Source organism: Ornithinibacillus liuyingii, assembly GCF_055550225.1.
Genome location: NZ_JBPWOS010000001.1, coordinates 535868 through 556417, shown reverse-complemented (window position 1 = coordinate 556417; position 20550 = coordinate 535868). Strand labels below are relative to the sequence as shown.

At 34.0% G+C, this 20550-nt stretch carries 22 protein-coding genes and 1 pseudogene; 4 read left to right on the top strand and 19 right to left on the bottom strand.

The window, feature by feature from the left end; translation table 11 throughout:
- Positions 1-31: 31 nt before the first annotated feature.
- From ACSKT4_RS02815 to ACSKT4_RS02785, 7 genes and pseudogenes are all read right to left on the bottom strand, one after another.
- Complete coding sequence (locus ACSKT4_RS02815) at positions 32-1243, bottom strand: serine hydrolase domain-containing protein (protein WP_186871434.1); 1212 nt, start codon at positions 1241-1243, stop codon at positions 32-34.
- A gap of 74 nt (positions 1244-1317) precedes the next feature.
- Entirely contained in the window at positions 1318-1752 is a 435-nt protein-coding gene (locus ACSKT4_RS02810; RefSeq protein WP_186871435.1) for a GNAT family N-acetyltransferase, read from the bottom strand.
- A 69-nt stretch (positions 1753-1821) separates the two neighbouring features.
- Entirely contained in the window at positions 1822-2289 is a 468-nt protein-coding gene (locus ACSKT4_RS02805; RefSeq protein WP_222619103.1) for an NUDIX domain-containing protein, read from the bottom strand.
- Between the two features lie 87 nt (positions 2290-2376).
- Positions 2377-2976, bottom strand: coding sequence for a RibD family protein (locus ACSKT4_RS02800; RefSeq protein WP_186871436.1), 600 nt, complete (start codon positions 2974-2976; stop codon positions 2377-2379).
- Between the two features lie 357 nt (positions 2977-3333).
- Positions 3334-4257, bottom strand: coding sequence for a helix-turn-helix domain-containing protein (locus ACSKT4_RS02795; RefSeq protein ID WP_186871437.1), 924 nt, complete (start codon positions 4255-4257; stop codon positions 3334-3336).
- 276 nt (positions 4258-4533) lie between these two features.
- Positions 4534-5047: pseudogene (locus tag ACSKT4_RS02790) on the bottom strand (shikimate kinase).
- 81 nt (positions 5048-5128) lie between these two features.
- Positions 5129-5389, bottom strand: a complete 261-nt coding sequence (locus tag ACSKT4_RS02785; RefSeq protein WP_186871438.1) for a nucleoside/nucleotide kinase family protein — start codon at positions 5387-5389, stop codon at positions 5129-5131.
- Positions 5390-5557: 168 nt separating this feature from the next.
- Here ACSKT4_RS02785 and tnpB point away from each other — a divergent pair, with 168 nt between their 5' ends.
- Positions 5558-6691 (top strand): IS200/IS605 family element RNA-guided endonuclease TnpB, encoded by a 1134-nt coding sequence (tnpB, locus tag ACSKT4_RS02780; RefSeq protein WP_186871439.1) that lies wholly within the window; start codon positions 5558-5560, stop codon positions 6689-6691.
- 111 nt (positions 6692-6802) lie between these two features.
- Here tnpB and ACSKT4_RS02775 read toward each other — a convergent pair whose 3' ends face one another.
- The 10 genes from ACSKT4_RS02775 to ACSKT4_RS02730 form a co-directional block, all read right to left on the bottom strand.
- On the bottom strand, positions 6803-7126 hold the full coding sequence (locus ACSKT4_RS02775; protein WP_186871440.1) for a nucleoside/nucleotide kinase family protein: 324 nt from the start codon (positions 7124-7126) through the stop codon (positions 6803-6805).
- A gap of 281 nt (positions 7127-7407) precedes the next feature.
- A complete protein-coding gene (locus ACSKT4_RS02770; protein ID WP_186871441.1) occupies positions 7408-7668 on the bottom strand; it encodes a hypothetical protein in 261 nt (86 codons plus the stop codon).
- A gap of 449 nt (positions 7669-8117) precedes the next feature.
- Positions 8118-10115, bottom strand: coding sequence for an ABC transporter permease (locus ACSKT4_RS02765; RefSeq protein ID WP_465822768.1), 1998 nt, complete (start codon positions 10113-10115; stop codon positions 8118-8120).
- Positions 10102-10869, bottom strand: a complete 768-nt coding sequence (locus ACSKT4_RS02760; RefSeq protein WP_186871443.1) for an ABC transporter ATP-binding protein — start codon at positions 10867-10869, stop codon at positions 10102-10104. Before ACSKT4_RS02760 ends, ACSKT4_RS02765 begins: the two co-directional genes overlap by 14 nt.
- Positions 10870-10939: 70 nt before the next feature.
- Complete coding sequence (locus tag ACSKT4_RS02755; RefSeq protein ID WP_186871444.1) at positions 10940-11950, bottom strand: sensor histidine kinase; 1011 nt, start codon at positions 11948-11950, stop codon at positions 10940-10942.
- The gene (locus ACSKT4_RS02750) at positions 11943-12650 is read right to left on the bottom strand and encodes a response regulator transcription factor (RefSeq protein WP_186871445.1); all 708 of its coding nucleotides are present in this window, start codon (positions 12648-12650) and stop codon (positions 11943-11945) included. The genes ACSKT4_RS02755 and ACSKT4_RS02750 overlap by 8 nt, the downstream gene beginning before the upstream one ends.
- 206 nt (positions 12651-12856) lie before the next feature.
- Positions 12857-13543 (bottom strand): VOC family protein, encoded by a 687-nt coding sequence (locus ACSKT4_RS02745; RefSeq protein WP_186871446.1) that lies wholly within the window; start codon positions 13541-13543, stop codon positions 12857-12859.
- A 194-nt stretch (positions 13544-13737) separates the two neighbouring features.
- Entirely contained in the window at positions 13738-14214 is a 477-nt protein-coding gene (locus tag ACSKT4_RS02740) for a GNAT family N-acetyltransferase (RefSeq protein ID WP_186871447.1), read from the bottom strand.
- Between the two features lie 141 nt (positions 14215-14355).
- Positions 14356-14910 carry a CPBP family intramembrane glutamic endopeptidase gene (locus tag ACSKT4_RS02735; protein ID WP_186871448.1) on the bottom strand — a complete coding sequence of 185 codons (555 nt, stop codon included), beginning with the start codon at positions 14908-14910 and terminating at the stop codon, positions 14356-14358.
- A gap of 173 nt (positions 14911-15083) precedes the next feature.
- The gene (locus ACSKT4_RS02730) at positions 15084-15812 is read right to left on the bottom strand and encodes an alpha/beta fold hydrolase (protein WP_186871456.1); all 729 of its coding nucleotides are present in this window, start codon (positions 15810-15812) and stop codon (positions 15084-15086) included.
- A gap of 482 nt (positions 15813-16294) precedes the next feature.
- On the opposite strand from ACSKT4_RS02730, the gene ACSKT4_RS02725 reads away from it, so the two are divergent.
- Positions 16295-17251 (top strand): acetamidase/formamidase family protein, encoded by a 957-nt coding sequence (locus ACSKT4_RS02725; protein WP_186871449.1) that lies wholly within the window; start codon positions 16295-16297, stop codon positions 17249-17251.
- 158 nt (positions 17252-17409) lie between these two features.
- Positions 17410-17940, top strand: a complete 531-nt coding sequence (locus ACSKT4_RS02720; RefSeq protein ID WP_186871450.1) for a GNAT family N-acetyltransferase — start codon at positions 17410-17412, stop codon at positions 17938-17940.
- Between the two features lie 183 nt (positions 17941-18123).
- Here ACSKT4_RS02720 and ACSKT4_RS02715 read toward each other — a convergent pair whose 3' ends face one another.
- Positions 18124-18534 carry an NUDIX hydrolase gene (locus ACSKT4_RS02715; protein WP_186871451.1) on the bottom strand — a complete coding sequence of 137 codons (411 nt, stop codon included), beginning with the start codon at positions 18532-18534 and terminating at the stop codon, positions 18124-18126.
- 234 nt (positions 18535-18768) lie between these two features.
- Complete coding sequence (locus ACSKT4_RS02710; protein WP_186871452.1) at positions 18769-19260, bottom strand: DUF2798 domain-containing protein; 492 nt, start codon at positions 19258-19260, stop codon at positions 18769-18771.
- 347 nt (positions 19261-19607) lie between these two features.
- Here ACSKT4_RS02710 and ACSKT4_RS02705 point away from each other — a divergent pair, with 347 nt between their 5' ends.
- A complete protein-coding gene (locus ACSKT4_RS02705; protein ID WP_186868811.1) occupies positions 19608-20522 on the top strand; it encodes a class I SAM-dependent methyltransferase in 915 nt (304 codons plus the stop codon).
- The last annotated feature ends 28 nt before the right edge of the window (positions 20523-20550 follow it).

The window sequence follows — 20550 nt, the reverse complement described above, 5'->3', positions numbered from 1 at the left end:
AGTTATGATACTTGCAATCTGGGTTGATTAGCTAATCTAGCTTACTTGATAATTCAAACAAAATCTCTGGCCACCAGTCTACCTTTCCAGTTGTTATTCCATTACGAACTATAACAACATTATATTTAGGGCTAACGTAAATAACTTGACCATATTTACCATGTGCAAAGAAATCATATTCTTCTTCTCCACGATTGTAGCCTAACCACATATATGCATAATAACCGTGGTTACGGTTAAAAAAGTCCCATTGTGTAGAGCCATAATAAGAATCCTTCAAGCCCTCAATTGGTTTTGTAGAATCAATTACCCATTGACTCGAAATAACCTGTTCTTCGTTCCAGTTACCTTCATCTAAATACAATTTGCCAAATTTAGCAAAATCTATAGGTCTAGCATTTATACCACTTTCCATTTTTTCGAATCCATGCTTTTTACTGTCTATACTCCAAGAAGCTGAGAACTCCATTCCTACTGGTTCCCATAACGTCTTTTGTAAATATTCAGAAACACTTTGTTTAGTTGACCTCTCTAAAATTATCCCTAATAATAGAGGATTATAATTGTTGTATAGGAACTTCTCTCCTGGTATATCAACTAATTCAGTTTCTTCTAGAGCTAAACTCCTTAGATTAGGAGAATAATATGTTTTAGCGTCATCTCCAAATAATAATCGACCTTCCTCATAATGTATTCCAGAGGACATCATGAGTAGGTTTTGTATACTAATATCTTCAAATCCTTTATTTGTCAATTCGGGTATATAGTTAGTGATGGGTTCTTCAATACTCTCGATATATCCATCCTCTATTGCTTTACCAATCAGAAATGATACAAAAGATTTTGCAGCAGAGAAAGACGTATTTATAGACTCTCTGTTATAATCGTTAAAATATTTTTCATATATTATATGATCATCCTTAATAATAATAAATGAAGTTGTATCCGATTCGGTAAAGAACTGTTCAGCTTCTCCAATCGTATATTTTTCTTGATTATAGTTATAGCTAATATCCTTTAACACATCATCGATCAATTCTTCTTTCAAATTATAGTCGAAGGTGAAGCTATTATCCCCTTTCACAATTTCTCTGTATGCAAACTTCTGATGATCGTAAAAATCTGATTCACCCCAGAGAATATTCCTACTAACATAGGTGAATGATTTATAATCCGGTAATATGAACAGATACGATAATAAAACTAGAATTAATCCTATTAGCAAGATACTAATTTTTTTCATAAGTCCCCCATCGATTTCAATTTTCTAACTCTCTTTTATCTATAATTGACATTGGTGACCCATATAACGAATGTTTAATACAAACATGTTCTAAAAACATAGCTAACCTTATCGTAATTCATTTTTTCCTCATAAAAATGGTGTGCATTTGTTCTTTGTAAACCTGAAGACAAAGCAACACTTTCATAATTGTTTTCTTTTGCCCAATTATGAACAAAAGTAAGTAGCTTTTCTCCATACCCCTTTGAACGCCTTTTCGCATCGGTTACTAAGTCACAAACCCAAACAAATCTACCGTAGTATAGTGTAATCATAGGTTTAAAACCAATTACTGCAACTAATTCTCCTCTATCAAATAAAGCGAACATTTTATATCTATCCGTATCTCTTGCATCCAACACTAATTCGAGATATGTTTCTTCGTCTAGATGAGTTCGTAGCTGTTTCATAACCGTGAATGCTTCTAAAATTTCGTTTTGTGAATTTAATTCTTTAATTGATATAGTCATTATTATTCCCTTCTTCATCTTTAGTAGTATTTATTGAAAGTAAAAAATTAGATGCCCTTTATGGTCTCCTTACCCCATATCCCCAACATAAGTGGCAATAACATCACCTTCTGTTTCATATTTTAATAGAATTGGTATCATTGCTTTCGGGTAAAAATCAGAATTAGATAATTCTTTCATAGGTATCCACTCAATCCCTATTTGATCAGGGTCAGGTTCGATATTCTTACCTAATTTATTTAGATCTGAAGGAACTGTGCAGGAAAAAAGATGAACCACTACGTGAGTTTCGCTATCCCAACGAGCGTGTTCATGGTTTTTTCCGATATACTCACTTACAAATAGAAGCTCGTTTACTTCAACCTTTACCCCTATCTCTTCTCTACATTCCCTATTTACTGCTTCTTTTAGAGTCTCGCCTGGTTCCTGACCACCACCAGGGAGTATGTTCATAAACTTGTTATAATCATATTTTTTTACAGTTAATAGTTTCCCTTCATTGATGATAATCGCTTGAACAGAGCTTCTTATTTTCAACTATAACTCACTCCATATTCCCATTAGAATTATATAATTTATAATATTTTTAAAAGCGGATCCAATAAAGTTTCTTTCTGACTAACATTATTGCTTAAATTTATAGTGCACCCACACAGAACCTGAACCAACAAGCTTTACCTGAATCATATCTAATTTAGTTATTTCATGTACAGATTGTAATTCATCGCAATCGAATAGTGATGGTGTTCTTCTTCCGCCCACTACTAATGGAGAATACACAATACTAATTTCATCTATTAAACCCTGTCTTAAAAAAGCTCCGTTGATTGCTCCTCCACCACTTAAGCCAAGTTTTCTAAATCCCATTTCATATAACTTTTGAAGTGCTAAAGTTAGGTCAATATGGTCATCCTTGCCTGCAATAATATAGGTTATTTCTTTCGCTTCTAGTTGTTCAAAATAAGCAGGAGGAGCATCTTCTCTCGTTACAACGATGAGCCCATCTGTTTGATACCAATTAATTCGACCTCTCCCGTCAAAAACGATGTAAGCTTTTGATTTTTTAGGTTCATAAACTGATTTTTCTAATTCAATCCAGTGATTGCCATACACCATCAATGTTTCACTTCCAGATAATAATGCAACACATTCTAAGTCATCATATAACCGATGGCTTAGAATGTGCATCTCCATCAATTCCTTCTTTTGTCCATTCTGATACATTATGGTTTGGGGCAGTTGTCAGTTTTCCATCTATTGAGGAGAAAACATTTAGTATTACTTTCGGTCTATTCATTTCTCTCACCTCTATTCTTTTACTCATACATAATGGTAACATAATATTCAAAAAATAAAATCGATTTTTCTCCTGTAATTATCGGTGATAGACTACTAGAACAGAATGAATTCATTGGTTATAGTAAGAGATACCAATGTTTAGAATTAGTATCTCTTACTTTTGACTATTGATTACTATAACGGGTACTAGTTTGTCTATTTAATCAATGTAAAATATTTAATACCATCTCCGGATAATAGGCGTAAAACAGCTTCCCCATCTTCAACACTACAGTGATTTAACTATTTTTCTAACAACTCCTGAATCCATCTGCTCAACGTTGTTTTGTCAACAAACGGCGCTAGACGAGTAATCGCTTCTGGATTAACATTAGCAATTTTTCTGTCTTCCACAAGTCGATTTAAATATTCCCTTCCAAGAAAAGGTGCTAAAGAGGTGAGAAGGTGTGAATCTAAATGCCATTCCATCGTCCGGTCAACTATACTAATTAACTTTTCGCGGCTGCAGAATGGAGCAAGGTTAACGATCGTTTTCATCTCAACCTCATCACTGATTGCCTGCTCCATTAACTCATCCACTACTTCCCTTCCAGTAAACGGTGCTAATCTTGAAACAGCCTTTAAATCCATTCCATCTTTATTTGCTTGGTCAATTAATCCCCTTAACACATCTTTACTGAGGAATGGAGCCATTTTCTGAACAAACCTTATATCAAATTCATCGTCTATCGTTCTGGCTACAACCAATTCATCTAACAATTCTGTTTCGATAAATGGTGCTAAACGTACAAGCAAATCCGTATTTAATAACCGTTTATCCAGTTTTGATGTAACTTCAGTCAATTCACTTGATTTTAAGAGAGGGGCAGCATTGACTAGTCCTTCCATATCCGCTTCTCCTGTATTAATCATAGAAGAAACGTCCTCATGTCGGCTTTCAGAAAAACCTTTCATGACGTGCCCAAAGTTCTTAATATATACCGAACTATCTTCATCTGCTCCCCCATTCATTAACTCATCAATAGATACCCCAAAAGTTTGCCCAATAGTCATTAATGTTCCTATATCAGGCAATGAATCACCTCGTTCCCATTTCGACACGGCCTGATGACTAACATTCAATTTATCCGCCATTTCCATTTGTGTCCAATCTCGTTCCTTCCTTAGCTTCGAAATATAGCTTCCAACCTTACTTGTATTTAACATCCTAATTTCCTCCTAAAATTGTTTCAGCGCGCACTGTTACTGAAAGCGTAGCATATAGATCACAAGATGCCTATCAACAGTTAGTTGAGTAGAAAATTCTACTACCAGTAGAATGTAACAACATAGAATTCGGTCTTACGGCTTGTAGGTTATCATAGTGTGCAAAACAATACATCTGAATCACGGAAAAAACATAGCAGAATTAAGCTGTTTTTACCGTTCAGTTACTATAAGGTTGTAAATTTAATTATCAGCAAGAATAGTTGAGGTTTTACGTTATAAATTAAATCTTTGTTTGATCATTTCTGCTACAACTTCCGTACTTATGTTGGTATTATCTATCTTTATATAGTTCTTAAATTTAATTTCATCTTCCAATGAATTCAAACTATATTTTTCCATTGATTGGATTAAATCTTTTTCTGACCACTCAATATTCCTCTTGGAAGGTTTATGTTCGATTCAAACTTTTATTTCGTAAAAGTCTTTTCTCTATATCAGCTTCAAGCTCTACTTAATAAACAGTGCCACCTCTTGATTCAAACAGTCGGGACACTTTATTAACGTATTCCCAATGGGCTTTTAAATCAAAAGCCCAGACATATGTAAAAATAATACCGTATAAATTACTTTTGGATACCTCTTCAAAAATCTCCTGTCGAAACAGATTAACAAGCCTCTTTCCTTCTTTTGTACCGTAGTCGAAAAATTGACTAACTAAATCGATTGTCATGTGATTATAAAACAGCTTTAACTTTGTTATTTTGGCTAACTCCTGTCCAACAGTCATTTTACCAACTGCTTGAGGTCCAAAAAGAAGTACCAATTCTTTTACTACCTCCTTCCTATAAATTTAATAAAGCCAGTAAATCTATTCGTTTATAATATTATGATAAATTTTATCTACTATAATAGAAGGTGGTAGTGTTCCATCCACAATGAAATCCGAACAGGGTTTAATAGACTGGATCATTTCCAAATAGCCTCTTCTCCCTCTCGATAAGTAGTTCTCCATTTCATTTAATATACTTTCTTTAGAACGATTATTATAATCTCGGACTACTCTACGCGCCATGGCAATATCCAAAGGCGTATCAATATTAACAGCCAAATCTATTGAACTTTTTATCATCAATAGGCGAGAAGACTCCCACCTCAAGGAATGGGAAATGAGTAGGTGGGAGATGAATCGCCATCTCTTGTCCGACTATTCAAGTGCTTCCATTCTTCCCTGAAATGACCTATCCACCATGCAACATATGGTATAATAAGGTATCTGATACAGAGAGAGGTGAAAGCAATGCTCATCAAAAAAGCCTACAAATTCCGTATCTATCCAACAAATGAACAGAAAAGACAGATTGCGAAAACCATCGGCTGTTCTCGTTTTGTCTTCAACCATTTTTTAGTAAAATGGAACGACACCTACAAACAAACCGGAAAAGGACTGACGTATAACGCTTGTTCTGCTCAACTACCTCAATTGAAAAAAGAATTAAGCTGGTTAAAAGAAGTAGACAGCATCGCAGTCCAATCTTCCCTCCGAAACCTCTCTGATGCCTTCTCCCGATTCTTCCAAAAGCAAAATAAAGCCCCGCGATTTAAGTCCAAAAAGCATCCGGTTCAATCCTACACAACGAAGCAGATCAACGGAAATATCTCCATGGAAGGGAACAAAATCAAACTACCTAAATTAGGGCTCGTTCGCTTTGCCAAAAGCCGTGAAGTACATGGTCGTATTATCAATGCTACGGTAAGACGTAATCCAAGCGGAAAATATTTCATCTCTATACTGGCAGAAACAGACATACAACCATTAGCAAAAACAGAATCCGCTATCGGAATCGACTTAGGCATCACGGACTTTGCGATTCTTTCTGATGGTCGCAAGATTGACAATAACAAGTTTACTTCCAACATGGAAAAGAAGTTAAAACGAGAACAACGCAAACTATCCAGACGTGCTTTGCATGCGAAAAACAACGGAATCAACTTACTCGATGCCAAAAACTATCAAAAACAAAAACGCTACGTTGCAAGATTGTATGAAAGAGTGCTGAATCAACGTGCCGACTTCCTGAATAAGTTAAGTACAGCCATCATCAAAAACCACGATGTCATCTGTATCGAAGACTTGAACACGAAAGGAATGTTGCGCAATCATAAACTAGCGAAATCTATCGCTGACGTATCATGGTCTAGTTTTGTGACGAAATTACAGTACAAAGCGGATTGGTATGGTAAAACCCTGGTGAAAATAAGTAGGTGGTTCCCATCCAGTCAACGATGTTCTGCTTGTGGACTTCACACTGGCAAGAAGTCGCTTGAGGTAAGAGAATGGACTTGTCCAGCTTGTCACATGCATCATGATCGAGATGTCAATGCGAGTAAAAATATTCTAGCTGAAGGATTACGAATCGTAGCTTCAGCTTAAACAACCTATAAAACCGTAGGGACTACGGGGATAGCTTGGTAAAGAAGAGAAACCGCTGTTAGTTAAGAAATACCACGAACAAGTACGCTCTGTTCCCAAGAATCCCCCACTTCAAACATCCTGCAAGGAGGTTAAGTGGGGGTAGTTCAACTTAGCGTGTTTATAGGCAAACGGATAATCCAATATAATGTATTCTAATGGGGAATCAATCAATTCTTTTAAATCTACAAAAAACTCATCCAAATTCCATTCATCATAGACAGCTCCTTTGTCAACCCAATCAATAATATCAATAGGTCCCTCCACATCATAATCATCAAAGAATAATACTTTTGAATTGGTTAACCTTTTATTTAATCGTTTCGTGATGATTGTTTTTCCTCCACCAGACACTCCTGCAATGGAAATAACAAATGGATAGTTTCTTTTGTTCACCGTAACTCCCCTCCTATTTAACATCTACCTTACTCACTTAACTTAATTTTCAAAAATATATATGTAAAAATAAAGATCATCAATAAGATGACCTTACTATTTCTTTTACTGATATGCTTACATATCTTCTATTTTCTTATTCCAATCAATATGATTCCGTAATAAAACATAGTAGATTGTATTTACTTGAGGAAGTGTAAATATACTTAACATAACCATTTATACAAAATTACTCAGCGTTCATTCTATTGAAGTAACATTTGAGCAAATTAAAAAAGAAACTAAACCAGTATAAAAAGTACTACGATCAATATGGTTACAAAGGCAATACTAAAAATAGCTTTTTCTCTAGTTGTAACACCTATCTTATTTTCAGCAAAACGCAAAAAGCTAATAAGTAATATAGAACCCATCACGGCCAAAGCCTGCCCAAGCGTATCTTGAATAATCGTTATGTATCTTACTATAGCTAACACGGTAAGTAATAAACCTAAATAGCCGATTATTAAATAAACATACTTTTTCTTTCCTTCATTATTCACACCATATCCTCCTAGAAGTCTAATTCAATAACAGTCCCTATTCGTTTTATGTTGAGAATTGGACTAAAAATATATACTAATCTCGCAAAGTTTTTGCTGCATATACACAAAACAACACCAAACTTATCTATTATTTCCAATTTATTCCAATAATTCTATGACAGGATTGTTTTGTTTTTCAATGGTTTTTAGCCTTTTTTCCATGATACTTGAAGAAAAAAATATAATTAGTACAATAGCAATTCCTATTATTAATTCCAACCCTATTCCCCCCGTTACAACATCGGCATCATTTCATTACATATAGTGCTTACTACTTATACGATTTACATCTATAAAAGTTACATACTTATTCTACAACATTTCTTCTCGAGGGAATGAGCTTGGTTACGATAAGAAGTAGAATAAAAGAAGGAAGTCTTTCCATAATAGAAGACTTCCCCCTTTTGTCATGACTTTTGATCTCCCATAATTTCCTTCATAAAACGATGCTTCGCTAGAAGATAATAGGCAATCTGTAATACAAAATAAAAAACCGCAACAATCATAAAATTTACCGTAAATAATGGGTTATCAACGATTCCCCCTGCATCTTTCGCAAAAATAGCAACATAACTAAAGGCAATACCCAAGCCTAACAACGGTGCTAAAAAGAATAGCAAACGCAACTCTTTTGCTAAAACCTTTCGTATTTCTTTTTTCGTCATACCAATTTTATATAACTTATGGAATGTCATTCGCTCTTGATCGATGGATGAAAAGATATTCAAATATAACACCATAAACGAAGAAACGAAAAATAGGGCACCAAGAAAGCTAGACATAAAAAATAGAATGCCCCCAGCTTTTCTATTGGAATTATAGACCTCTATTTTAGCTTGTGGCTCCAATAACACTTCCTCCGTGCTGTAATCTAACCGAGATAGTAATGGATCTTGTCCTTCTATTCCATTTTGTTTCTTTAATTGTTCCTTCCATGTCACATATGCATCACCAGATTTTTCCCAGTTAGATAGGTTTAATACATGAATCGTTGATTTGTACACTTCAAGTTTTTGAGCAATCCGATCATAATCATCGGGATGCACAATGATAAAATTAACCTCATATATGTTAAGTTGATCAAATACCGGTTCTATAATGGATTGCTTTTCCGTTAACTTGATTTCTTTTAGAGCAATTGAATATTTCCCTTCCCCATTCTCATGGTCTACATACGGGTCATGATACTCGGGGGTTATGTTATCTAATCGAATCATTTCTCCTGGAGATACTTCCACATGTTTCGAATACATTTGATTAAACTGTTCTGCAGAAAGAAAACTATACCGATTGAAATAATCTCCTAGAGGACTTTGTTCAAAGTAATCTAGGACATCTAAAGTTACATGCTCCTTAATCTCATGATTATCTGTATTAAATAGTTGTTTTAATTCATCATCCGAGATGGCGTTCTTCATAGCTGTCTGCGCAAAAGATACATCATAAATACGTTGTTCCTCAGCCAATTTCTCTGCAGAAGCGTAGAAATATAGTAACATAGAGGTGTAAAAAATCGTAACCATGGTCATCGTAATCAATAGTAATGAAATTCCTTTTACCTGTTTAAACTTATATTCCACATTTGCTAAAAATAACATCCGATTATAATAAACGGATTTTCTCGATCTCGCGAGCTGTATCAAAAAACTCCCAAAATGGGATATAGTGAAAAACAGACCGCTAAGTAAACTAATTAATCCAACAAGAAGTACTAAACCATCATTTATATCGTAATCAGAATTTGAGAAAAAATAATATTGAAAATTGATAGAACCAATAACTAATAGTAGCCCGACTCCACCAAGCAAAGGACTACGAACTTTATTCTTCTCTGTTACACGATCCTCTTTAAAGATTGTTAAAACTTCTTCTCTTCTAATATCGAGGATAGATTTAGCTACACCAATTGAAAAAACAATTAAAAAGACCCCTACCGTTGTAGCAAACATCGTTATATGTAGTTCAAAAGCAATTGATTCCATTTCTAAAACATGCATCAATAACAGAAAGAACAAACGGGAAAAGATACTACCTGATAACAGCCCTACTCCTAGTGATAATAGAGCAATGGCGCTATTCTCCAGTAAGAGAACTTTACTAATATCCTTATCCGACATCCCCACCATCATAAAGAGTCCAAATTCCTTTTTCCTCCGCTTGATAAAAACCGAATGGGCATAATGGATAAAAAACACCGTAAAGACTATTAATGCAACCGATGGAATCATTAAGATAGTAGATAGGGATTCTCCATCCATTTCATTCGCATTCCGAATGCCTTCATTAAAGTACACCGTAGAAAACATAAAGAAAACCATTACTACAAAGCTATTGCACAGAAAATAGAAGAGATATTTTCTGTAGTTAACCTTCGCCATTTTCCAAACGAGTTCAATGAACGTCATGGCTTTTTCCTCCTAAAACTGCAAGGTTGTCCATAATTTGATCCAAAAACTGTTTCCTGCTTCCCTTTTTATTTATCTGGGAATGAATACGCCCATCTTTAATAAAAATGACTTTTTGGCAATAACTAGCTGCAAACACATCATGTGTGACAATTAATATCGTTGTTTGCAATGTAGTAATGATTTCTTCAAAGCATTCCAAAATGGCAGTAGATGATTTAGAATCTAGGTTTCCTGTCGGTTCATCGGCTAATATAATATCTGGTTCATTCACCAAAGCCCGTGTAACTGCTGCACGCTGTTGTTGTCCACCAGATACATGATATGGATATTTGTTTTGTAAATGGCGGATACCAAATAACTCCATTAATTCGTCTGCTTTTTGTTCCATCTGGCTAGCAGATTTCTTTTCTAATACCATCGGTAAATAAATATTTTCTTTAATGGTTAAGCTATCCAGTAAATTAAATTCCTGAAACACAAATCCTAGCGTCTTCCTTCTAAATAAAGCAAGCTCCTCCTTCTCCATGGTGCTTAATTCATCTCCTGCAATACGAACAGAGCCTGCAGAGGGCTTATCTATCCCGCTTAAAATATTCAACAAAGTGGTCTTCCCACTTCCAGATGGCCCCATAATCGCAACAAACTCACCCTTTTGGATTGATAGATTAATTCCATCCAGTGCTGTTGTTGCTCCTTCTTGTTGATGATCTCCATAAATTTTCATTAATCGTTCCGTACGTACAATTTCCATTTCATCGCCTCCTCTCTGTATACTGTAATAAACTTCCAATAATACAGCCATCGGTTACACTAAAAATACCTTACATTTTTGTAAGGTACTGAATTGTGACAGTTGTCCCTTTCTCGACCCCTGATTGAATCGTTAAGCTATGTCCTAATTTCTCGCTAATTCTTCTAGCTAAATAGAGTCCAATACCGGATGCATTTCGTTCCGTTCGGCCGTTTTCTCCTGTGAAAAATGGTTCAAAAATCCGGTCTATGTCGTAAGAAGGGATGCCGATGCCTTGATCGATTATCGAAACCAAACACTTGTCTTCGACTATCTCCATCGAAATCTTGATTTGTTTTCCTTTCCCACCAGAATATTTAATCGCATTGGACAGAAATTGATCGATCAATATTTTATTCCACTTTTTATCTGTTAGGACGTATAACGAATCATAGGAACACTCCATAACAGGATAGACGTGATGGTAGATGAATTCACTTTTACGTTCATTAATAGCCTCCCGAAACGAGGCAACAAGATCAACCGCACGAACCTCTAGGTCATTTTCAAAACGTTGCATTCGAATCATCGTGAGACCTTGCTCTATCCTTATTTGCAATCTATTATTTTCTTGCTTTAATCTCGTGATATACTCCTCTTCTTTCCCTCGTTCATCAGTATGACGCTCCATGATAAGTTCCATCACAGAAACAGGTGTTTTCAAATGATGAATCCAATGCGATAAGAACGCCATATCTTCCTTATGCTGTTCCACTAATGTGCTATGTATTGCCTTTGCTTGACGATTGTTTTTATCAATTAGTTGCTTCACACGTGTTTGTTCTATTGTCATTGGATGAATTTCTGCATATTCATCCTCCAATAAGAGCCTAATACGTTTATGGAACTGATAATACTTCGCTCCATCCAAGCACATAATCACAACTAGAAAAAAGACGCCAATACCGAATGGATAAAAGAATTCCTTCTCCATCGGATCACTTAAATAATTAAATAAAATGATCGTTACGATACTTAACAAATAAGAAATGAGCAGTAATGTTCGATCTTTGACATAATCTCTCAGAATAGATTTACTCATCACTATCACCCATTATTGGGTACTCAAGCATATAACCTACCCCGCGTTTACTTTTAATCATCGTATCTGGTAGTCCAACTGCCACTAACTTCTGCTTGATTCTCGACATATTAACCGTTAATGTATTATCATCAACAAAGGTAATATCATCCCAGACTTCTTCAATTAATTCCTCTCTCGTCAAAAATTTCCCATGATAATCGATCAATTTCTTTAGGAGTTTATATTCATTTTTACTTAACTCTTCATGAATACCTTTATGGCTCATCGTTAGCTTCTGACTATCGATACATAAACCTTCCACACAACAAATACTAGTATCGGAATGTGCATACTCACCATACACTCTACGGATGGTAGCTTTTACTTTGGATAATAATTTGTCAAACGTAAAAGGCTTTGTAATGTAGTCATCTGCTCCAAATTCTATAGCCATGATTTGATCCACATCATCACTTTTGGCTGAAATCATAATGATAGGCACATTAGAATGTTTACGCAAACTGTGACATAAAAAATATCCATCAAAATATGGTAAATGAATATCTAAAAGAACAAGATCGGGATTATACTCTAAAAAATCTTTGGTTACGTTTTTAAAATCCGTTTGTATCATCACTTCATAGTTATGTTCCTCAAGTGATTCTTTCATCAATGATCGTAATTCATAATCATCTTCCACTATGAACAATTTGTACACAATTTTCTCTCTCCCTTAGCGACTAGATTAATACGAAGGGTATTCTACTAGCTAACTAGCTATCTCTCTTTCTAACTACTTCAAAACTTACAGTTACAACTATATCATTTGGTTATAGCGATGCAAAATGAAAAAAGACCATCAATCGATGATCCTTAGTTTCATTTCGTTAGCTTTTTCAATGAGCTGGTGGTATTATGATTCTCCTATTGTCCCTTATAAACCTCTAAAACATGCTCAGAGGTTACAACTATTTTACTATTAGTTGCGGTTACTATTTCCATGGGGTATGTAGCGGATAATTTATCAGAAAATATCCATTCCCTACCAGGCTGATTTAGTATTATAAATATTCCCTTTGATCTATCTCCCATAAAGTTAAGGGATGTTGAAGATAAAGGAGCATTATCTCGTTCATGAATACCAATCGTCATTAGTTTTTTCCCAGCACTTATAGCATCCTTCATGGTAAGTCCAATTTCACTAATATTTACTATTCCTTCTTCAATGGAAAAAGGCTCCTCACCCTTTTTGGATATGGAATGTCTTGAAATGAACTCCACAATGTTACCTGCAGGATCATAAAAATATAAAGCATGAGCTGGTAGGTTAGAAAAAAATGCTTCGTCTTCTTCTTCCCTTGTATTCAATTCTACTCTTTCTTTAACCCATGATTTCGCTTCAACAAACTTATTAGCTAGAATGTTAAAAGCAAAATGATAATATGGATTGCCTTTTACACCTTCAGAAGTAAACTCCAGTTGGCTTGTACCAACTCTAATACGAAAACTATACTCATCCTCCCTAACTAAAGGAAACCCGAACATATCGACGTAGAAGGCTCTCATTTCTTTTATATGACGTGTTTGGAGTGTCAATGATTTGATTTCCACTATGTAATACACCTCTTTTCTCGTAACTCTTTGGGAATTAGTATAGTTTATATAGATGAATTTTTAAAATACTATTTTTATATTGGAACATATAAGTAAAACTTATTACAAAATAGTAGATTTATAAGTAGATAGAACTAACAAACATCGGTGTTTCGTTACATTACAATTTTCCTTATGTTTGCTAGTAAAATTTATAAATCCAAATTAAAAATAAACTGTTCACCAATCCGACCAATTTTTCTCCTACCCGTATCCTTAAACCCTACTTTTGAGTATAATTTCTGAGCGGGAAAATTTTTATGATTAACCGCTAATACAATTTCATCGCAGCTAGGAAATTCACTTTTAACAAAATCGCGTAGAAGGAGCATTGCTTGTTTAGCATATCCTTTACCTTGCTCAGCATAATTAACAGACAGTGTCGTTAATAACATAGCATTGGGATTATTTGAATACTCCTTTATCCGATCAGTGGAGTGTAATAGAAAGAAACCAACTGGCTTATTTCCACATAGTAAGACAATACGATGCTGCCCTTCCTTCACTACCTTATATTTAGATGGTAATGCCGTAAATTGTGCTTGTTCTTCAGGAAGTTCAAAAGTAGCTAATTCCTTCATATGCTCATTCGAAAAATGCTCCAACTTAACTTCATCTATTGATTGCATAAACAAAATCCTTCCTCATCTATTTAAATTACTGTTTGCGTCCATCTAATACCAACAACTATATGACATTAACCTCCGTTTCTTCTTTTGAAATAAGCTGATTATAAGAGGCGATCATTCATCATATTTACCAATTGTACCTTAGTAGAAAACAGTTACTAGCAAATTATACAAAGAATGAAGAATAATGACAGACCAAAGCGAATTACTCTTTTTATACACAAATCCAAAAATAATCCCCATTACAAAGACATTTAATATAGAACCTAAAACATAAGGGAATCCGAACATATCTTTATAAAACCAAATAGGGAAATGAATCGATACAAAGAGTAAAGCTGTAATGGCATTCGCTACCCAAAATCGAAATGAATCCATAAGTTTTCTTAATATAAACCCCCTAAAGACAATTTCCTCGGTTATTCCAACTAATAGAATTGTATTAAGCCATTGGTTAAACCCTAATTGAAAATCAACTTGCTCTAAAACAGAAAAGTTTACTACTACAAAATAGAATATGAAAACGACAGATCCCCATCCGGCCCATTTCAAACCTTTTCTATCGTTTTGACGTAACCTTAAATAGGAAAATGCATTTCTTTGTTCTATCAGTCTAATTAAATATATAACTGGAACGATCCAGATTACTATTTTAACTATGGCTGATACTAATGTTCTCGGTATAGAATCTAACAAATCTAAATATTGAACTAACCATATCTCTCTAATACACCATAGGATAAAGAATATTATGAAATACACCCAGATATAATTTTTATTTACACTTGAGTTTATTAGAAGCTCCCCCATTTCTCTTATAAAATCATGCCTCTCTTACTTCATGAATTCTACAAAATAATAATAGTTTATTATGATTCTACCAGTACAAAGAATTCTTTCAACTCCTTTAGAAGATTTTCTATGTTAGGTTCAAATATATTATGATCGGAATCCTCCAATACAACTAAGTTAGAATTTGGAAATCTCTCCAAATATTGATTGCTATCTTTTGGTGATAGTAGTGACCCAGTTTTCCCACCTCGAATAATAAGAACAGGACACAGAATATTGCCTAATCTATCCCAAAATGATACTTGCTTTGATTCTCTTTGAATTCCATATAATGAATGTATTTTCATCCTTTCTGGTAAAGGCTTACCTCTCCAAATAGGTAAAGCGGTAAATTGCTCTACCCAATTAGTCGGGAGTTGGGAGTGATAAGCAGGATAATCCCCCAACACTAGACCTTTAATTGAATTTAAATTGCTTAGAGCATACCCTAATGTGTAGGAAACTCCTCTTGAATAGCCCATAATGATCAATTCATTTATTTTAAGGTGTTTAATCACTGCATCAATATCACTTATATGATCTTCTAACGTATATCCTACTTCAGGATCATCGCTTTTTCCCCTTCCTCTTAGCGAAATTGCAATACATCTCCTAGGATATAGCGATTGAATTAGAGGAATATAATCTTCTGCGGACTCTGAAAGACCTGGAACGATAACGAAAGGTGTTTCGTTTTTTGTTGAATTTGACTTGCTGTCTATAAATTCAATTAATGTACCTTTATTACTTACTAGATTACTATCCATTTTCACTCATACTCCCCTTTTTATTATTTTGCAAATAAATTCCATTTAAATATGAAAAATTCCTTCTATTTTCTAGAATTGTTTGTGGGCGAACGTGTAGTAATACAAAATGTAAACATATAGAGTTTTTTGTTCATTATTTCGTTTTTTCCACTCCTTTTATTTTCATATTTTTTGAAAGTATACTGTTATTACTTCGTAGAGTAATTTAAAATTAATCATAGCGTAATTTTAATTGAAATAATTAGATATTTCAATTATTATATATAAGAGGTCAGTAATCAGTAATAAATAACATAGCCAATCTTCTTTTATTTCTAATACGTAGTAGAATTTGCAGTGTTTTTAACAAAGAATACTTGCAAGCTTGCTTGTGACAACCGTTTCTACATTTTTAGGTAAGGTAAGTACCTTATTATCTCTCAAAAAAATTAGCGTTACGAAAACTTTACAATCATATTTTTAGAAGGAGGTTTTCAATTATGACAAAAATTCACCAATTAAGCCCGAGTTCTAAATCACTCCACGGCTTCTTCAGTAAAGATTTAGAACCTGCATTAGAAATAGATTCAGGAGATACCGTTCATTTTAAAACACTGGACAGCGCATGGGGTGTTGCGAAACGGAAAGCAATAGGTGAACCTAGAGAAAGATTTAGCGATGTTCAGCCACACCGGATACCTAAGGGGTTTGGTCATTCATTAATTGGTCCTATCAATATTAAGCAAGCAAGCCCAGGGCAAACTTTAGAAGTTCAGATTAATGAAATTATACCTGGGTTGTGGGGATGGACTTCAGCAGGTGGGTTCCCTAGCTACTGGAATCAGAGATTAGGAATGGTTGAAGAAAAAGAAGTAATGTTAGACTTTGAATTAGATACTAATCAAATGATTGGAAAAAGCCAATTTGGAAATTTTGATTTCACAGTAAAGCTGACTCCCTTCATGGGAATTATGGGTATGCCACCGTCTACACCAGGACAACATACCACCATTTCACCCCGGTCAACCGGAGGAAATATTGACTGCAAAGAGTTACAAGCCGGTAGCATATTGTATTTACCAATTGAAGTAGAGGGCGGTTTGTTTTCTACAGGAGATGGGCATGCTGCACAAGGAGATGGTGAAGTTAGTGGTCCCGCATTAGAATGTCCTATGGAAAAAGTCAGTTTGACATTTAATGTTTTAGACGATTTTCCAATACAAAGACCTATGGCTAAAACTAAGGATGGATGGCTTACGATGGCATTTCACGAAAACCTAGAGGAAGCAATGTGGATTGCTTTAGATGACATGCTACAACTTATATCAAATTTATACAATATATCTCGAACAGAAGCATACGCATATGCTTCGTTAGTTGTTGACTTAAGAGTTACCCAAATCGTAAATACTGCAAAAGGAGTTCATGCATTTCTTCCGTTTGATGCATTAAGATAGTTTACGCCATAAAAATTAATCCTTATTACAAGTAATCAAGTAATCCAATCATTTTTTTGTTATAATTATTTTGACTTTTATGTGAAGGGACTGAACTATGCGCAGATATCAATATTCCAAACCTCATAATAAAATAATACACATTGGAGGCTAAAATATTGATTACCGAACTACGAACAGAAAGATTACTGCTGAAAAAAATGGAAGTATCCCATTCTTCTAGTCTATTTAAAATCTGGTCTGATCCCGATGTAACAAAGTTTATGAATATTAATAGTTTCACAGATGAAAGTCAAGCAATAGAAATGATTGAAATGCTTGACATGTTATACGAAGAAAGTAAAGCTATTCGTTACTCCATTTTTCATTTAGAGTCCAACCAAATTATAGGTTCTTGTGGTTACAACTCCTTAGACTTTGAAAATTTAAAAGCAGAAATTGGATATGAAATTAGTAAAGAATATTGGGGTAACGGATTTGCTTCAGAAGCTATCCTTACACTAGTAAGTTATGCGTTTCATAATCTTAATTTCAATAGGATTGAAGCAAAAATTGAACCTGATAATAAAAATTCAATTAAGCTTGTTGAAAAGTTGAATTTTCAATTTGAAGGTACTCTAAGAAGATCGGAAAGATCAAAAGACACGTTTATTGATCTAAATATGTATTCAAAATTAGTAACTGATTAATTTTAGTTTAAAAAGCCTATATAAAAAATATAGGCTTTTTAATAACTTAAGGCTTCCAACAATTGAAGTGTATCTTTATCAGTAATCGGCTTTTACTCATACACTTCCCTGTCAGCACTTTTATTAAGTTCGTTGATAAAAAAATCTACTAGTACCCCTTTAACAAAAGAAATCGCTATAACATTATGATTGATAAGTATAAATAGAGGAAGATGTAATTAGGCTTTCTACACCGTTTGGATGGTATGGCATTAATGTATTTGCTGTGTTGTAATCAACCCATCTTACCTCTAGGATTTCATCCGTATACTTAATTTCACATTCTCCCCCTATTACATCTGCTTTGAATGTAATAAATAACACGTGGTGATTCTCTTCTTTAAAAAACGCTTCATTAATTGCTACTACACTTCCTACCTTAACAGTTAACCCTGTCTCTTCCTCTACTTCACGAATAACTGCCTGTTCTAGAGTTTCACCATTTTCTACTGCTCCCCCTGGTAACGACCAACCTTGACCAGCATTATTAACCATAACTATTTGCTCTTTATCCTTGTTACAAATCAAAGCATAAACAACGTCAATCCTTTGCATATTGTCCTCCCCCACATTAACTGAACCAATAATATTGGTTTATTGTATTAGTACTTAACTTTTCTAACTATTTTTAGAAAATACTTACTCCTTCTAAACTATCGTCTTTTATATTCATTATTTAGACAAATTTTAGAAAAAATACCATTACAGTATCTCAACCAAAAAAGCTTTTGCGTCTTGCAAAAAGTCTCCTTTTTCTATTTAAAATAACAGCGAACTGCTAATAAGCCATTACACTCCTCGTAACTCACTATGTTTAGTTGATTTAATATACCTACTAAATATAAAACGAACAAAAGGACCCATAATGATAATTTGTAGAGGTAAAGCCATAATCAAGTTACTGCTGAAAATGACAACATAATCTTTTACAACTGAACTAGAAGTAAAACCATTATGAATATAAGTTGTAACTAAACCGTAAATAGACATAAAAAAAGCCATTCCAATTACCATACATATTGAAATTGCTAGTACTGTATAGATTTTCTTTTTGGTATTTGCAGTTATTTTTAAAGCAATTTTTTTAGCATTAGGTCCTACTATTAACATATCTAGAATTAATGCAATAACAAAACCAATTAGAAAATCGGATAATCCTTCCATAATAGTCATTTTACCAATCATACCATTTAAATAATAATTATAAACAGTCATCAGTAAAACCATCCCAAAACACATCATTACTCCAAATTGTAGACTTTCTTTCTTAGTTGTCGGCAATTATATCATCCTCTCTTTTTATACCTTTGTATTATAGTGATTATATAAACACTTTCGTAAGTGAACATTTTGTGAACGTTTATGATAATAGAAGTTGCAGATCAATTTTGTTTGAGTTGACTTAGGCTAGTTCTTTAATATAAAAGTCTCTATAACGGAACTAACCTCAATCAAACTATAATCCACCTTAATAATAACCTAAATTCACCGGAAAAAAGCTAAAAAAATCACACCAAAAATATTGACAAATATTTTTATTTATGCTATAATTTACAATTATCAAATTGTTTTATATAATAAGGTTCTCCTGGCCAGGGGAATCTTATTTTTTTATAGGAGGAAATGGTTTGAAACAGAATGAGTCTAGTTTAACTTCCTTAGTATCAGCATTTGGTCGAGCTTATCACAGTAAAAATGACACACCAATCATTTTTGATGATTTTATAGTAATCAATTTAATTTCCGAAGATGATTTTGCAGCTATTAGCCAGAATATGATTAATGGTATAACATTTTTTAACAAGGATATCGGGGAAAGATTTAAAGAAAATCCAGATGAGATTTTAAAATGGATTACCCAAGTACAGCTCTCCCCAACACCTATAGCACGCTCAGCCTATTGTGAGAGTGTATTACTTAATGAAATTAATTTAGGCGCCCAACAGTATGTGATACTTGGGGCTGGTTTAGACACTTTCTGCTTTCGACATCCAGAATTAGAAGACAAATTAGATATATTTGAAATTGATTATCCTGCTACACAAGAATTTAAAAAGAAGAAGTTAGCAAAAGCTAATTTCTCTATACCAAACAATCTGCATTTTGTTCCTATGGATTTTACTAGTAAGTTATCTCACCGTGATTTAATTGATGTAGGGTTTGATAACAAGAAGACCTTCTTTAGCTTATTAGGTGTATCCTATTATTTAACGAAAGAGGAGATTGCGAGTTTAATAGGTGAATTATTCGCTACCGTTCCAACAGGTAGCTCTATTGTTTTTGATTATGCAGATGAAAATCTATTTAAAGTAAAAGGAAAATCTAATCGTGTTGAAAACATGGTTAAGATGGCTTCTGCAAGCGGAGAACCAATGAAATCGAGTTTCACGTATAGTGAGATGGAGAAAATGTTAGAACAATCAGGTTTACTAATTTATGAACATTTAACACCAACTAAAATAAATGAGGTTTATTTCAAAAATAGAACAGATTATTTGTCCGCATTCGAGACAATACATTATATCCACGCTGTTAAGAAATAGCCTGCTAATAAATTCAAGAGTCTCTCAA